The 15368-nt window shown below is 52.6% G+C and carries 14 protein-coding genes; 5 read left to right on the forward strand and 9 right to left on the reverse strand.

Annotated features, from left to right (window positions below; translation table 11 throughout):
- The first annotated feature begins 141 nt into the window (after window positions 1-141).
- Window positions 142-438, forward strand: coding sequence for a YciI family protein (locus tag Q3V30_RS11155; RefSeq protein ID WP_306205622.1), 297 nt, complete (start codon window positions 142-144; stop codon window positions 436-438).
- A 167-nt stretch (window positions 439-605) separates the two neighbouring features.
- On the opposite strand, the gene Q3V30_RS11160 is transcribed toward Q3V30_RS11155, so the two are convergent.
- A complete protein-coding gene (locus tag Q3V30_RS11160) occupies window positions 606-860 on the reverse strand; it encodes a YrhK family protein (protein ID WP_306205624.1) in 255 nt (84 codons plus the stop codon).
- Between the two features lie 262 nt (window positions 861-1122).
- On the opposite strand from Q3V30_RS11160, the gene Q3V30_RS11165 reads away from it, so the two are divergent.
- Window positions 1123-1308 (forward strand): hypothetical protein, encoded by a 186-nt coding sequence (locus Q3V30_RS11165; RefSeq protein ID WP_306205626.1) that lies wholly within the window; start codon window positions 1123-1125, stop codon window positions 1306-1308.
- A gap of 47 nt (window positions 1309-1355) precedes the next feature.
- On the opposite strand, the gene Q3V30_RS11170 is transcribed toward Q3V30_RS11165, so the two are convergent.
- Complete coding sequence (locus Q3V30_RS11170; RefSeq protein WP_306205628.1) at window positions 1356-1529, reverse strand: YciY family protein; 174 nt, start codon at window positions 1527-1529, stop codon at window positions 1356-1358.
- Window positions 1530-1678: 149 nt separating this feature from the next.
- Here Q3V30_RS11170 and cls point away from each other — a divergent pair, with 149 nt between their 5' ends.
- Both cls and Q3V30_RS11180 read left to right on the forward strand, forming a co-directional pair.
- Window positions 1679-3139 (forward strand): cardiolipin synthase, encoded by a 1461-nt coding sequence (gene cls, locus Q3V30_RS11175; RefSeq protein ID WP_306205630.1) that lies wholly within the window; start codon window positions 1679-1681, stop codon window positions 3137-3139.
- A gap of 41 nt (window positions 3140-3180) precedes the next feature.
- Complete coding sequence (locus tag Q3V30_RS11180) at window positions 3181-3510, forward strand: HI1450 family dsDNA-mimic protein (RefSeq protein WP_306213194.1); 330 nt, start codon at window positions 3181-3183, stop codon at window positions 3508-3510.
- Between the two features lie 41 nt (window positions 3511-3551).
- On the opposite strand, the gene oppF is transcribed toward Q3V30_RS11180, so the two are convergent.
- From oppF to Q3V30_RS11215, 7 genes are all read right to left on the reverse strand, one after another.
- A complete protein-coding gene (oppF, locus tag Q3V30_RS11185) occupies window positions 3552-4553 on the reverse strand; it encodes a murein tripeptide/oligopeptide ABC transporter ATP binding protein OppF (RefSeq protein ID WP_306205632.1) in 1002 nt (333 codons plus the stop codon).
- The gene (gene oppD / locus Q3V30_RS11190; protein ID WP_306205634.1) at window positions 4550-5557 is read right to left on the reverse strand and encodes an ABC transporter ATP-binding protein; all 1008 of its coding nucleotides are present in this window, start codon (window positions 5555-5557) and stop codon (window positions 4550-4552) included. The genes oppF and oppD overlap by 4 nt, the downstream gene beginning before the upstream one ends.
- An 11-nt stretch (window positions 5558-5568) precedes the next feature.
- Window positions 5569-6477: an oligopeptide ABC transporter permease OppC gene (gene oppC, locus Q3V30_RS11195; protein WP_306205636.1), complete on the reverse strand. Its 909-nt coding sequence runs from the start codon at window positions 6475-6477 to the stop codon at window positions 5569-5571.
- A 13-nt stretch (window positions 6478-6490) separates the two neighbouring features.
- Complete coding sequence (gene oppB / locus Q3V30_RS11200) at window positions 6491-7411, reverse strand: oligopeptide ABC transporter permease OppB (protein WP_306205638.1); 921 nt, start codon at window positions 7409-7411, stop codon at window positions 6491-6493.
- An 84-nt stretch (window positions 7412-7495) separates the two neighbouring features.
- The gene (gene oppA / locus Q3V30_RS11205) at window positions 7496-9127 is read right to left on the reverse strand and encodes an oligopeptide ABC transporter substrate-binding protein OppA (protein ID WP_306205640.1); all 1632 of its coding nucleotides are present in this window, start codon (window positions 9125-9127) and stop codon (window positions 7496-7498) included.
- Window positions 9128-9276: 149 nt separating this feature from the next.
- Window positions 9277-10911: an ABC transporter substrate-binding protein gene (locus Q3V30_RS11210; RefSeq protein ID WP_306205642.1), complete on the reverse strand. Its 1635-nt coding sequence runs from the start codon at window positions 10909-10911 to the stop codon at window positions 9277-9279.
- A 624-nt stretch (window positions 10912-11535) separates the two neighbouring features.
- Window positions 11536-12183 carry a YchE family NAAT transporter gene (locus Q3V30_RS11215; RefSeq protein WP_306205645.1) on the reverse strand — a complete coding sequence of 216 codons (648 nt, stop codon included), beginning with the start codon at window positions 12181-12183 and terminating at the stop codon, window positions 11536-11538.
- Between the two features lie 492 nt (window positions 12184-12675).
- On the opposite strand from Q3V30_RS11215, the gene adhE reads away from it, so the two are divergent.
- Window positions 12676-15360, forward strand: coding sequence for a bifunctional acetaldehyde-CoA/alcohol dehydrogenase (gene adhE, locus Q3V30_RS11220; RefSeq protein WP_306205648.1), 2685 nt, complete (start codon window positions 12676-12678; stop codon window positions 15358-15360).
- Window positions 15361-15368 lie beyond the last annotated feature (8 nt).

Here is a 15368-nt window from a genome sequence, read left to right on the forward strand (position 1 = left end):
CTCTCCTCCTGGTCAGCCGAATTTCCTTGTAAACTATCCCTCCCCTGACCGTTATCAAGGCCAGGCTATCTTTAGATTGCAGTTCATTGAACGATCACTTAACGTGATGAGCGATAATCTGATCTGACAGGAGTTGTAAACGTGCTCTACGTAATTTACGCGGAAGATAATGCTGATTCACTGGAGAAGCGTACCGCCGTGCGCCCTGCTCACCTTGCGCGTCTGCAACTGTTGCAGGATGAAGGTCGTCTGATAGTGGCTGGCCCTATGCCAGCCGTTGACAGCAACGAGCCGGGCAAAGCGGGCTTTAGCGGCTCGACTATCGTTGCGGAGTTCCCTTCACTGGAAGCTGCCCAGTCATGGGCGCAGGACGATCCCTATATTGCGGCAGGCGTCTACAAGCAGGTTGCGGTGAAGCCTTTTAAGCGCGTGTTCTGAGAAGGTCCACGCAGCTTGAGCGTTGTTCATAAGCCAGAAAAGCGCGGCGGTACGAAATAAAGTGCACATCGCTTCTCTGGCTTACTCTTACCGATCCCTTTTCATACTGCCCGTCGCGCAGAGATACAGCAAATCACTCCTGTCTGACGGAATGAGAGGCGAAAAATTTAAGGGTCAATATTTTTAATATGTATCAGCTCGGCAAGAGTCAACGCAGGCCTCAGCAGAAGCTGTAGACTCCCCGCGACAAACAGCCAGGTCCCTGCCGTCATCAGTGAATCAAAAAAGAAGAGTATACTTCCGCCCAGGAACCAAATGGCTATAAAAAGATCGTTCAACGCCCCCAGGGCTTTAAATTTGCGCTGAATAACAACTTCATCTGAACCAAAATCAAAAATTTTTTTACGACTACCTTTCAACATTTAGAAACCTTCCCGATCGTCTTTATTTTCACTGCTCTGATTTTTTTACCTTCATCACATCTTCCTGACGGCATCGTCCGAAAGTCACGGAGTTCTGACAGGTACTGTACTCAGTTAAGCGACTACAGATATGTACCCTTTGCTCAAAAATAGTTTAGCTCACAGGATCAGGCGAATAGTCTTCAGGGATTTTGCTTAACTTGAGTTGTACGCTGTTTCGAACTAAACATAAGGAATGCATTGACAATTTATGGAGAAAAGTATGCAAAAAAAGAAATGGTTTGTTTCGTACGTTATCAAACAAGAGCAGAAAGAGCACCAGACCTCGCACGGCTTTTTTGAAGGAGAAGAGGTAGAAGAGGCGCTGGAGCACTATATCTTTAGCATTAAAGAGCTGATGAACCTCAAGAGCAGCGAAATAACTGTGCTCTCAGTAAGTCTTGTTTAGCGCGTTTATGGACAAACGCCCCCGGGATTGCGGGGGCGTTAAGCGGCTTACGGGATCTGGGTAATAAACAGAATAGAACGCCGCTGCTGCTGACTCAGTTGATGGCGAATGGCGTGCATCCGCCCATATCGACGCGACTGCCCTTCCAGCCAGCGCGCCCGGCGGCGCTGAACCTGACGTGACATCCGCCAGCGTGCGACTTCATTTCTACTCCGTCTCATTTTACCCTCTACGCTTTAAAAACTCGCGCCGCATTATAGACCTTTCTCCCTTCAGGCCAAGTCCGATGACTATCACAGGAAAAGGTTTCGCCCTTTCTCTTCACCACGTAAACTCCCTCTATTCCCGCGTGAACAGGATTTTCACTGAGATGACGACTTTTTATACCGTATTCAGCTGGCTGCTGATTTTTGGCTACTGGCTGCTGATTGCCAGCGTGACGCTTCGCATTCTGATGAAGCGTCGCGCCGTGCCTTCTGCAATGGCCTGGCTGCTTATTATCTATATTTTGCCGTTGGTGGGGATTGTGGCTTACCTCTCGTTTGGGGAGCTGCATCTGGGGAAGCGCCGGGCCGAACGCGCCCGTACCATGTGGCCCTCCACCGCCAGATGGCTGAACGATCTTAAATCCTGTCACCAAATCTTTGCACATGAAAACAGCGATGTGGCGCGCTCTCTGTTTCAGCTTTGCGAAAATCGTCAGGGCATTGCGGGCGTCAAAGGTAATCAGCTGCAGCTTCTGACCTCCACGGACGATACGCTGCAGGCGCTGGTGCGCGATATCCAGCTGGCTCGTCATAATATTGAGATGGTGTTCTATATCTGGCAGCCAGGCGGGCTGGCCGATGAGGTGGCGGAGTCTTTAATGGCGGCGGCCCGCCGTGGCGTACATTGCCGCCTGATGCTCGACTCCGCCGGGAGCGTGCAGTTTTTCCGCAGCCCCTGGGCTGCGATGATGCGCAATGCCGGTGTTGATGTGGTCGAGTCGTTAAAAGTGAGCCTGTGGCGCGTATTCCTGCGGCGGATGGATCTGCGTCAGCACCGTAAAGTGGTGCTGATAGATAACTATATTGCCTATACCGGCAGCATGAACCTGGTCGATCCTCGCTACTTTAAACAGGATGCGGGCGTCGGCCAGTGGATAGATCTGATGGCACGCATGGAAGGCCCGGTTGCCACAACCATGGGGATTATCTACTCCTGCGACTGGGAGATTGAGACCGGCAAGCGCATTTTGCCGCCGCCGCCCGACGGCAACGTGATGCCGTTTGAGCAGGAGAGCGGACACACTATTCAGGTTATCGCCTCCGGCCCCGGCTTTCCGGAAGATTTGATCCATCAGGCTTTGCTGACTGCCGTCTATGCTGCCCGCGAACAGTTGATTATGACCACGCCCTATTTTGTGCCCAGCGATGACCTGCTGCACGCTATCTGCACCGCTGCGCTAAGAGGCGTCGAGGTAAGCATTATTGTGCCGCGCCATAACGACTCTCTGCTGGTGGGCTGGGCGAGCCGTGCGTTCTTTGCGGAGCTGCTGGCTGCTGGAGTGAGGATTTATCAGTTTGAAGATGGCCTGCTGCATACCAAAAGCGTGCTGGTTGACGGGCAGCTTAGCCTGGTCGGTACGGTTAACCTGGATATGCGCAGCCTGTGGCTGAATTTTGAGATCACGCTGGTGATCGACGATGATGGGTTTGGCGGCGATCTGGCGCGCGTTCAGGACGATTATATCGCCCGTTCCCGCCTGGTAGATACGCAACGCTGGTCAAGAAGAGCTTACTGGCAGCGGATTGTTGAACGACTGTTTTACTTCTTCAGTCCGTTGCTGTAAAACGAGCGAAATTGCACAGCGCCCGCACGGGCATTATGGGAATTGCTATGGATTTAAATAACCGCCTTACCGAAGATGAAACGCTGGAACAGGCCTACGATATTTTTCTGGAACTGGCCGTCGATAACCTCGATCCGGCCGATGTGATTCTGTTCAACCTGCAGTTTGAAGAGCGTGGCGGCGCTGAGCTGTTCGACCCTTCCGAAGACTGGGCAGAGCATGTGGATTACGATCTTAACCCCGACTTCTTCTCCGAAGTGGTGATCGGGCTGGGCGATGCCGATGGCGAGCCGATTAACGATGTCTTTGCCCGCGTGCTGTTGTGCCGTGAGAAAGATAACAAGCTCTGCCATATTTTATGGCGTGAGTAAGCGGGAATAAAGAGAGGCCGGGCATTGCCCGGCCTTTTGCGTTACAGCGGATCGACTTTCAGGCAGGAGACGGCGTGGCGGAAACTGCCCTCCAGCAAAGGACGCGTTTTGGCGCATTCCGGCCCGGCAATCGGGCAGCGCGTGCGGAACACACAGCCGGAAGGCGGATTGATTGGCGAAGGCAGTTCACCCTCCAGCAGCTGAATGGTCTTCTGCTTTTCCAGATCCGGGTCCGGGATCGGCACAGCAGACATCAGCGCTCGGGTGTAGGGATGCTGCGGGTTCTGATAGACCTCATCATAAGTGCCCAGCTCGACGGCATGCCCCAGATACATCACCAGCACGCGGTCAGAAATGTGCTTCACCACCGCCAGGTCATGGGCAATAAAGATCAGTGACAGCCCCATCTCCCGCTGCAGTTTCTGCAAGAGGTTCACCACCTGTGCCTGAATAGAAACATCAAGCGCAGAGACCGGTTCATCGCAAATGATCAGCTTCGGCTCAAGGATCAGCGCGCGGGCAATCCCGATACGCTGACACTGGCCGCCGGAGAACTCGTGTGGATAGCGGTTGATCAGGTTCGGCAGCAGGCCAACCTTCATCATCATGGTTTTGACCCGCTCTTTGACTTCCTGACGCGCCATTTTCGGGTGATAGGTTCTGAGCGGCTCGGCAATGATATCGCCGATGGTCATGCGTGGGTTAAGGGAGGCCAGCGGATCCTGGAAAATCATCTGGATATCGCTGCGCGCCCGGCGCCACTCCTCTTCACTCTGTCCCAGCAGATCGCGCCCCAGCCAGGCCACGCGACCTTCGGTGGCCTGCACCAGACCGATAATGGCGCGCGCCAGCGTGGATTTACCGCAGCCAGACTCGCCCACTACGCCCAGCGTTTCGCCTTCATAGAGACGCAGGCTGACGCCATCCACTGCTTTCAGGGTTTTCGACGGCTGCCAGAACCATTGTTTGCCATCTTTGATATCAAAATGGACTTTAAGATCGGCAATCTCTAACAGCACTTTCTTTTCTGCTACGGCGCTCATATCAGCTCCTCCACAGGTTTAAAGCAGGCACGCAGGCGCCCTTCGCCAAACGGCTCAAGCGGCGGCATGGTGGAGCAGATCTCCATCGCATGCTGGCAACGTGGCTGGAACGGGCAACCTTTCGGCAGACGCAGCAGGTTTGGCGGGTTACCGGCGATGGTCGTCAGCGACTCGCCTTCCGCATCCAGCCGCGGCACAGCATTCAGCAGGCCGATCGAATAGGGGTGGGTTGGCTGGTAGAAAACATCACGCGCCGTACCGTACTCCATGGTGCGCCCGGCATACATCACCAGAACGCGCTCGCAGATCCCCGCAACCACGCCCAGATCGTGCGTAATCATGATGATCGCGGTATTAAACTCCCGCTTAAGGTCGTTCAGCAAGGTCATGATTTGCGCCTGTACCGTCACGTCCAGAGCGGTGGTCGGCTCATCCGCAATCAGCAATTTAGGTCTGCAGAGCAGCGCCATCGCAATCATTACGCGCTGGCGCATCCCACCGGAAAACTCGTGGGGATACATCTTCATACGCTTGCGCGCTTCCGGCATTTTTACCGCATCCAGCATGCGTACCGACTCTTCAAACGCCTGCGCGCTGTTCATGCCTTTATGCAGCTGCAACACCTCCATCAGCTGCTCACCTACTTTCATGTAGGGGTTGAGCGAGGTCATGGGATCCTGGAAAATCATCGCAATCTGTTCAGCCCGCAAACTATTGAGCTGTTTCTCTGGCAGGTTAAGGATCTCCCTGCCGTTGAACAAAGCGGAGCCACCGATCCGGCCATTGCTTGCCAGCAGGCCCATCAGGGCAAAAGCCGTTTGCGATTTGCCCGATCCGGACTCGCCCACGATGCCCAACGTTTCACCCGCACGCAGGCTGAAATTGAGATCGTTAACGGCGGTCACATCGCCGTCAGGCGTACCAAAGGTGACGCGAAGGTCTTTCACGTCGAGCAGAAGGTCGGTTCCCGTTTTTTTTGCCACAGGCATGTCAATTACGCTCATCGGGAGACTCCTTAACGATCTTTCGGGTCGAGGGCATCACGCAGGCCATCGCCGATAAAGTTGAAACAGAACAGCGTCACCACCAGGAATCCGGCCGGGAACAGCAGCAGCCACGGAGAGACTTCCATCGAGTTGGCGCCGTCACTCAGCAGGGCGCCCCAGCTGCTCAGCGGCTCCTGCGTACCTAACCCCAGGAAGCTGAGGAAGGACTCAAACAGGATCATGCTTGGCACCAGCAGCGAGGCATAAACCACCACCACGCCCAGCACGTTTGGCACGATGTGGCGCAGCACGATGTTAAAGGTGGAAACGCCGCCAACGTGTGCCGCTTCGATAAACTCTTTGCGTTTAAGACTCAGCGTCTGCCCACGCACAATACGCGCCATATCCAGCCAGGAGACCAGGCCGATAGCGACAAAAATCAGCAGAATATTACGGCCAAAGAAGGTGACCAGCAGGATGACAAAGAACATAAACGGGAAGGAGTTCAGGATCTCCAGCAGGCGCATCATCACCGAGTCAGTTTTGCCACCCAGATAGCCCGCCAGCGAGCCATAGAGCGTGCCGACCAGCACCGCCACCAGCGCGGAGGCGATGCCCACCATCAGCGAGATACGTCCGCCAATCGCGACACGCACCAGCAGGTCACGGCCTGACGAGTCGGTGCCGAAGTAGTGCTTCGATACCATATCTGGCGCGGAAGACATCATGCCCCAGTCGGTATCGTCATAGGTGAATGAAGAGAGCATCGGGGCGAAGATAACAAACAGAGCAATCAGCAGCAGCACAATCAGGCTGGCAAGTGCGGCACGGTTATGGATAAAACGACGTCGGGCGTCCTGCCACAGGCTGCGACCTTCGACCTCCAGCTTTTCGCTGAAGGCATCGAGAGCTTCGCTATTTTTTTTACTCAATATCATGGCGAGCTCCGGATTAATAACGAATTTTCGGATCGATGACGGCGTAGAGCACATCAACAATCGCGTTAAACACAATGGTCAGCACGCCCACCAGAATGGTGAGGCTCAGTACCAGCGAGTAGTCGCGGTTCAGCGCGCCGTTCACAAAGAGCTGTCCTATGCCTGGCAGACCGTAGATGGTTTCAATCACCATCGAGCCGGTAATGATGCCGACAAAGGCCGGGCCCAGATAAGACATCACCGGCAGCATTGCCGGTTTCAGCGCATGACGCAGCACGATGCGGTGCATCGGCAGCCCTTTTGCGCGGGCCGTGCGGATAAAGTTGGAGTGCAGGATCTCAATCATTGAGCCGCGGGTAATACGCGCGATACTGGCGATATAAGCGAGCGACAGCGCCACCATCGGCAGGATCATATATTTTACCTCTCCGCCGTTCCAGCCTCCACCGGGTAACCACTTCAGCGCAATGGCGAAGATCAACACCAGCAGCGGCGCCACCACGAAGCTCGGGATAACCACCCCGGTCATCGCTACCCCCATCACCACGAAATCCCATTTGCTGTTCTGCTTCAGGGCGGCGATAACGCCTGCAGAGACCCCCAGGATCACCGCCAGCAAAAATGCCGCGAGGCCGAGTTTGGCAGAGACCGGGAAGGCATGGCCGACCAGATAGTTAACCGAGTAATCTTTGTATTTAAACGACGGACCGAAATCACCGTGAGCCAGCTGGATCAAATAGTCGCCATACTGCTTCCAGATCGGATCGTTGAGATGGTATTTGGCTTCAATATTGGCCATCACCTCAGGCGACAGCGTGCGTTCTCCGGTAAAAGGGCTACCGGGCGCCAGGCGCATCATAAAGAAAGAGATGGTAATCAGAATAAGTAACGTCGGAATCGCTTCCAGACACCGACGTAAAATAAATTTTAACATTGCCCGTACCTGCTGGCTTGTGCCTCAGCACTGCTCAAAATAGACACACAGGGGGAAGGTCGCCCTTCCCCCAAATTTTTGCCATTAATGTTTAATGATATAGAGATTTTTGTCGTACACGTTGTCCAGCGGATCTTTACCTGTGTAGCCGCCGACGTAGGTTTTCACCAGACGGGCGTTCACATAATAGTAGACCGGCACAATAGCAGAGTCTTTATCAAGGATCTGCTCAGCTTTGGCATAGAGATCGCTGCGGCCCTTATCGTCAGTGGCTTTAGCCGAATCTGCCATTACTTTATCAAACGCTGGCGACTTGTAATGAGCGGTGTTAGAGCTGCTGTTTGAAATCATGGTATTCAGGAAAGAACTCGGTTCATTGTAATCCGCACACCATGCCGCACGGGAAACGTCAAAGTTACCCTGATGACGGGTATCCAGGAAGGTTTTCCACTCCTGGTTATTCAGCTTGATGTTAACGCCCAGGTTTTTCTTCCAGATAGAAGAGGCGGCGATAGCGAGCTTCTTGTGCAGATCGGAAGTGTTATAGAGCAGCTCAAACGTCAGAGGCTTATCGGCAGTGTAGCCCGCTTCTGCCAGCAGTTTTTTCGCTTCGGCGTTACGCTTCTCCTGCGACCAGCTGAACCACTCTGGCTTGGTCAGGTCGGCGCCATCGGTCGCCGGAGGCGTGTAGCTGTAGGCTGGCAGCTGGCCCTGAGCCAGAACTTTGTTCACCATGATATCGCGGTCAATACCGAGCTTCAGCGCTTCACGTACGCGAGGATCGTTGAACGGCGGCTTCTGGTTGTTGATTTCGTAGTAATAGGTGCAGAGATAAGGGTCAACATGCAGCTCTTTCGGGTTATCGCGCTGCAGCTTTTTAAACAGCTCGATAGGCATGTTGTTGTAGGTCATGTCGCTGCCGTCATTACTGAAATAGCGGTTAACGTCGCTGACTTCAGAAGAGATAGGCAGGAAAGTCACCTTATCCAGTTTGGTGTTGGCATTGTCCCAGTAATCGGGGTTACGCACCACCACAATGCGCTCGTTAATCACGTGCGACTGCAATTTGAAAGCGCCGTTGCCGACCCAGTTTTCCGGCTGCGTCCACTTCTCGCCAGCCTTGTCGATAGCGGGTTTATAGACCGGAGACATCGACGGGTGGATCAGCAGCTTGAAGAAATAGGGCACTGATTCGCTAAGCGTCACTTCCAGCGTATTGGCATCAATCGCTTTCACACCCAGCGTATCCGGGCTTTTCTTACCGGCGATGATGTCATCGATGTTTACAAGATGACCATACTGCAGATAGCTGGCATAAGGCGAAGCTGTTTTCGGATCCGCCAGGCGCTGCCAGCTGTAGACGAAATCTTGTGCGGTGACGGGTTCACCGTTTGACCATTTGGCATTTTTACGCAGGTGGAAGGTCCAGACTTTGCCGTCTTTGTTTTCCCAGCTCTCCGCCACGCCCGGAATCGGATGTCCCTGAACATCGCTGATCACCAACCCTTCAAGCAGGTCACGGTTGACGTTAGACTCTGGCACACCTTCAATTTTGTGCGGATCCAGAGACTGCACTTCGTCTCCGTTTCCTTTTACCAACTCCTGTTTTGCTGCCAGTTCAGTGCCCGCCGGCACCGTAGCCGCCATTGCCAGATTCCCAGCCAGCGCAGTCATAACGCCAAGAGCAATCAGGCTTTTCTTCGTGATGTTGTTCATGAATTACCTACTCCAGTTTTTATTATTGCTAATGTGGTCTGAAACCATCATCTACCCCCGTTTCCGGATTTCTGCCCGACGCATCAGAACGATAACGCGCCGGGTCTTTTTATCCTGCTCTTCAACATGTGAAAGGAGATTAAACCTTCTCAATGCCTGATAATGTAGAAATATTTGAGATCGGTCAGATCCTGCGGATCCTTACCGGTAAAGCCCCCTACCCACGGCTTAACCAGACGCGCGCTAACCCGGTAGTAGACCGGCACAATAGCGGAGTCGCTATCCAGCTGCCGCTCCGCCTGCTGGTATACCGCGCTGCGCTCCCGATCGGAGACGGTCAGCGACTTTGCTATTAAGGCATCGAATTTTTCACTCTTATAAAACGCCGTATTGCTCGAGGAGTTGCTCAGCATGGCGTTCAGGAAGGTGGAGGGTTCGTTATAGTCAGCACACCAGGTTGCCCGCGCCACATCGAAATTGCCCTGATGGCGGGTATCAAGCATGGTTTTCCATTCCTGATTATCCAGCGCAACTTTCGCCCCCAGGTTTTTACTCCACATGGAGGCTGCGGCAATGGCCTGCTTTTTATTGACGTCGGAAGTGTTGTACAGCAGGCGGAAGGTCAGCGGTTTTTCGCTGCTGTAGCCTGCTTCTGCCAGCAATTTTTTGGCCTGGTCGTTACGCTGCTGCTGAGTGAGCTTCATCCAGTCAGGCTCGGTCAGCTCAGCGCCATCAATAAAGGGCGGCGTAAATCCGCCAGCGGGGATCTGCCCCTGTCCCATAATTTTGTCGGTAATAATGTTGCGATCGAGCGTCAGCTTCACCGCGGCACGGACACGCGGATCGTTAAACGGCGCACGCTTGTTGTTTAGCTCATAGTAAAAGGTGCAGAGCAAAGGGCTGATATGCACCTGTGCGCCCAGCGTTTTTTTCAGCGTTGGAAAGAGATCCGGTGGTAACGCACTGTTGGTCATGTCGATTTCACCGCTGCGATAGCGGTTTACGTCGCTGGCTTCTGACGCAATCGGCAGGAACGTTGCGGTATCAATCACTGTTTTCGTGTTGTTCCAGTAACCTGGATTGCGCTTGAGAAGAATTTTTTCGTTGATGACCCACTCGCTCAGCATGTAAGCGCCGTTACCCACATAATGTCCCGGCTGCGTCCACTGCTCGCCCCACTGTTCAATTGCTTTACGATTAACGGGCTTCAGCGAGGTATGGGCCGTCAGGGCAATAAAATAGGGAACCGGCTCACTGAGCGTAACCTGCAGATGATGCTCATCCAGCGCTTTGATACCCAGCGCATCGGGCTTTTTTTTGCCGCTCAGAATAGCGTCAATATTTTCAATATGGGCGTATTGCAGATAGCTTGCATAAGGAGAGGCGGTTTTCGGATCCACCAGCCGCTGCCAGCTGTAAACAAAATCCTCAGCGGTGACCGGCTCACCATTGCTCCATTTGGCCTCTTTACGCAGGGTAAACGTCCAGACTTTCCCCTGTTCGCTCTGCCAGCTCTCCGCGACACCAGGCAACACACGCCCCTGGTTGTCAGTGGTTGTCAGCCCTTCAAGCAGATTGAGAATAATGTTGCTTTCAGGAACGCCCTCAATTTTCTGCGGATCCAGCGAGGAGACTTCAAGGCCGTTATTGATAGTTATCGCCTGCTGCTCTGCCAGCTCAACGCCTGCTGGCACCGTTGCGGCTACTGCGCCTGCTGCAAACACCCCTGAGAAAACCAGCAGGGAAAAAGGCAGTGACTGACGTGGAGATGAAAGAGATTTCATTAAGCGTAACTACCTGTGTTCGTTAATCTGCGGACGGACCGGAAAAAGAGGAGTTATTTGCACATCCGATGCCAGTTTTGCCAGCGAGCCCCAAAAACTATCAGAACGATGATTTATGCGCCAAAGTAAAATAACAAAAATGTTAACTAATTCTCTTTTATCACATTTATTTAATATTCAGAAACGTTATTTAACGAGAAAAAATAATGCATAAGCTTATGAATTCTCTTTGTTAAATAGTTTGATCGTTGATAATCCAGGCACAATGCGGGTGCAAGGTGGCGCCAAAATGAACAGATTTGCTGACAGCAGCCTTATTTTGGTGTTTTAGATGGCGATGAGCTAAGCAGGCAGTGTATAGCACTGCCTTTAACGGTTTTAACCCCATTTAATCAATGTTAAATAAATCACAAACAGCGAGGAAAGCGTTCTTAATGAGAGCGTTACATGAATTTGCAGTAGTGCGATTAATAACATTTAAAGAATATTAAGCAAGCTGAATAACTGCACTAAATTGGGGCATAAAAATCTGCTTCAGCACTATTATGGTGCTCCACAGAGGGGCAAAGAAAAAAAAAGCGCAGAATATGCGCTTTTAATCACTTTTTTCAGGAGGGGATGCGACTAGTTAACCAGCCCCGGGAACAGCGCTTTAATGCCAGTGACCACAAACTCAATCCCCAGCGCCATTAACAGCAGCCCCATGATACGGGTGATAACGTTAATGCCGGTTTGACCCAGGACCCGCACCATCAACGGTGCAGCCCGGAATAAAATCCAACAGCAGAAGGCAAACAGCGCAATGGCTACGCTAAAGCCCAGCAAATTTTGCCAGCTGTGATAGCGCGTACTCCAGACGATAGTCGAACTGATGGCGCCTGGTCCCGCCATTAAGGGAAGCGCAAGCGGCACCACGCCAATACTTTCGCGGATGGCGGTCTCAGACTTCTCCTGCTTGTTCTGCTTATCTTCACCCAGCTTGCCGCTGATCATCGACATAGCAATCGTCACCACCAGGATCCCGCCGGCAATACGGAACGAGTCTATAGAGATGCCGAAAATATGCAGGATGGAGTCACCCAAAAACAGTGAGGTCCACAAAATGATCGCCACGGAGAGGTTAGCGGTCATGTTGGTTTTATTACGGGCAGCAGGAACCTGATAGCTGGTCATGCTGATGAACACCGGAATAATACCTACCGGATTCACCAGGGCAAAAAGGCCGACAAAAAATTTGATATAGCCAGAAAGGTCTAACAATGCCGGGTTCACGCTACGCTCCAGAAAGGGCCAAATTAATGGCGGCTAATGTAATGGAAAAGCGGGTCACATGCTATGGGGTCGCCCTCGAATTATCACCTGGATTTTTGCCTGAAAAATAGCATTAATCACTGCCCATCGGCGCGTGCCAGGGTTATCTCTCGTAGGGAGTAGCCCATTGATGGAAGATCCTTATTTCTGGCGCCTGATTTAGCGTCATTCAAGCAAGCTGAAAGGTGTCAGCTTGGGGTAAAGATGATCTGGATCAAAATATACCTACTCCGAAGTGAGTAAGCTTTGAGGCATCAAGAGAGGCTGATTAAGTATGCGCCCGCTCGCTAAGCCTGGAGTGACGCGAAGACTCTTTCAGTAAACCTGTAAAACCATATTTGAGTTAATTCCAGCTTGTTACTGTCGGATCACAACACATTAACAACGCCTGGCTATACTCCTGGGTTCTGACTTGTTTACTAATAGAGTTTAAACTTCCATCAGGAGAGCATAATGGCCGTTACTAATGTTGCTGAACTTAACGCTCTGGTTGCACGTGTTAAAGAAGCCCAGCGCGAATACGCCAATTTCACTCAAGAGCAGGTCGACAAAATTTTCCGTGCCGCGGCGCTGGCTGCTGCAGATGCCCGTATCCCACTGGCCAAAATGGCGGTGGCAGAGTCAGGTATGGGGATTGTTGAAGACAAAGTCATCAAAAATCACTTCGCCTCCGAATATATTTACAACGCCTATAAAGATGAAAAAACCTGCGGTATCCTCAGTACCGATGAGACGTTCGGCACCATCACCATCGCTGAACCCACTGGTCTGATTTGCGGTATCGTCCCTACCACCAACCCAACATCAACGGCGATTTTTAAAGCGCTGATCAGCCTTAAAACGCGTAACGGCATTATCTTCTCCCCTCATCCAAGAGCCAAAGACGCCACCAATAAAGCGGCGGATATCGTTCTGCAGGCTGCTATCGCAGCGGGCGCGCCTAAAGATATTATTGGCTGGATTGATGTGCCTTCCGTGGAGCTCTCCAACCAGTTAATGCATCACCCCGACATCAACCTGATTCTGGCTACTGGCGGACCGGGCATGGTGAAGGCGGCGTACAGCTCTGGTAAACCCGCCATCGGTGTGGGCGCGGGCAACACGCCGGTAGTGATTGATGAAACAGCTGATATCAAACGCGCTGTCGCCTCTATCCTGATGTCAAAAACCTTCGATAACGGCGTGATTTGTGCTTCAGAGCAGTCGGTGATTGTGGTGGATGCTGCTTATGAAGCCGTGCGTGCGCGTTTCGCCAGCCACGGTGGCTATATGCTGCAGGGTAAAGAGCTGAAGGCGGTGCAGGATATTATTCTGAAAAACGGTGGGCTGAATGCAGCTATCGTAGGCCAGCCGGCGGTAAAAATTGCTGAAATGGCCGGTATCTCTGTTCCTGCCGACACCAAAATCCTTATTGGTGAAGTTGTGCTGGTTGATGAGTCTGAACCCTTTGCCCATGAGAAGCTCTCTCCTACTCTCGCCATGTACCGGGCGAAAGATTTCCAGGATGCCGTCAGCAAGGCTGAGAAGCTGGTGGCGATGGGCGGTATCGGTCACACCTCATGCCTTTATACCGATCAGGATAACGAGCGTGAACGCGTCAACTACTTTGGCGATAAGATGAAAACCGCGCGTATTCTGATTAATACCCCGGCTTCTCAGGGCGGCATCGGCGACCTGTATAACTTTAAACTTGCGCCTTCACTGACGCTGGGCTGTGGTTCATGGGGAGGTAACTCCATTTCTGAAAACGTCGGACCTAAACATCTGATCAACAAGAAAACCGTGGCTAAGCGAGCAGAGAATATGTTGTGGCACAAACTTCCCAAGTCTATCTACTTCCGCCGCGGTTCACTGCCGATAGCCCTTGAAGAAGTGGCTACCGACGGCGCAAAACGCGCGTTTATCGTGACTGACCGCTACCTGTTCAATAATGGTTACGCGGACCAGGTAGTCTCAGTGCTGAAGTCACACGGTATGGAAATTGAGGTGTTCTTTGAAGTAGAAGCGGACCCTACCCTGAGCATTGTTCGCAAAGGCGCGGAGCAGATGCACTCCTTCAAACCTGACGTCATTATCGCACTGGGCGGCGGTTCGCCGATGGACGCAGCAAAAATCATGTGGGTAATGTACGAGCATCCTGAGACTCACTTTGAGGAGCTGGCGCTGCGCTTTATGGATATTCGTAAACGCATCTACAAATTCCCTAAAATGGGCGTGAAGGCAAAAATGATCGCCATCACCACCACTTCAGGTACAGGCTCAGAAGTGACGCCTTTCGCTGTGGTAACCGATGATGCTACAGGTCAGAAATATCCGCTGGCTGACTACGCGCTGACCCCGGATATGGCCATTGTGGATGCCAATCTGGTGATGAACATGCCGAAATCACTGTGCGCCTTTGGCGGCCTGGATGCGGTAACCCACTCCCTGGAGGCTTATGTCTCTGTGCTGGCAAATGAGTATTCAGACGGCCAGGCTCTGCAGGCGCTGAAACTGCTGCAGGAAAATCTGCCAGCCAGCTACAACGAAGGTGCGAAGAATCCTGTAGCCCGTGAGCGTGTGCATAATGCGGCTACCATCGCCGGTATTGCTTTTGCTAACGCCTTCCTGGGTGTTTGCCACTCGATGGCGCATAAACTGGGTTCTGAGTTCCATATCCCGCATGGCCTGGCAAACGCCCTGCTGATCAGTAACGTTATTCGCTATAACGCGAACGATAACCCAACCAAGCAGACTGCCTTCAGTCAGTATGACCGACCACAGGCTCGTCGCCGCTACGCAGAGGTGGCAGACCATCTTCGCCTCAGCGCTCCGGGCGACCGCACTGCGCAGAAGATTGAGAAACTGCTGGCCTGGCTGGAAGAGATGAAGGCGCAGCTCGGCATTCCGAAATCAATCCGTGAAGCTGGCGTGCAGGAAGCGGACTTCCTGGCGAAGGTGGACAAGCTGGCAGAAGATGCCTTTGACGATCAGTGTACCGGTGCGAACCCGCGCTATCCGCTGATTGCCGAACTTAAGCAAATCATGCTGGATACCTTCTACGGTCGCGAGTATCAGGAAGTTTTCGCCAATATGGCTGAAGCGCTGGAAGCTCAACCCGCTGTTGCTGGAAAAACAGACAAGAAAAGCAAAAAGTAAATAAGTTG

It is taken from the genome of Erwinia pyri (assembly GCF_030758455.1).
GTDB lineage: Bacteria > Pseudomonadota > Gammaproteobacteria > Enterobacterales > Enterobacteriaceae > Erwinia > Erwinia pyri.

Bases quoted from the DNA above. Each gene is read 5' to 3' on its own strand.
- Q3V30_RS11210 (WP_306205642.1), bottom strand. From the start codon at position 10,911: ATGAAATCTCTTTCATCTCCACGTCAGTCACTGCCTTTTTCCCTGCTG.
- Q3V30_RS11160 (WP_306205624.1), bottom strand. From the start codon at position 860: ATGTTGAAAGGTAGTCGTAAAAAAATTTTTGATTTTGGTTCAGATGAA.
- oppD (WP_306205634.1), bottom strand. From the start codon at position 5,557: ATGAGCGTAATTGACATGCCTGTGGCAAAAAAAACGGGAACCGACCTT.
- oppC (WP_306205636.1), bottom strand. From the start codon at position 6,477: ATGATATTGAGTAAAAAAAATAGCGAAGCTCTCGATGCCTTCAGCGAA.
- cls (WP_306205630.1), top strand. From the start codon at position 1,679: ATGACGACTTTTTATACCGTATTCAGCTGGCTGCTGATTTTTGGCTAC.
- adhE (WP_306205648.1), top strand. From the start codon at position 12,676: ATGGCCGTTACTAATGTTGCTGAACTTAACGCTCTGGTTGCACGTGTT.
- oppA (WP_306205640.1), bottom strand. From the start codon at position 9,127: ATGAACAACATCACGAAGAAAAGCCTGATTGCTCTTGGCGTTATGACT.
- oppB (WP_306205638.1), bottom strand. From the start codon at position 7,411: ATGTTAAAATTTATTTTACGTCGGTGTCTGGAAGCGATTCCGACGTTA.
- Q3V30_RS11165 (WP_306205626.1), top strand. From the start codon at position 1,123: ATGCAAAAAAAGAAATGGTTTGTTTCGTACGTTATCAAACAAGAGCAG.
- Q3V30_RS11170 (WP_306205628.1), bottom strand. From the start codon at position 1,529: ATGAGACGGAGTAGAAATGAAGTCGCACGCTGGCGGATGTCACGTCAG.
- oppF (WP_306205632.1), bottom strand. From the start codon at position 4,553: ATGAGCGCCGTAGCAGAAAAGAAAGTGCTGTTAGAGATTGCCGATCTT.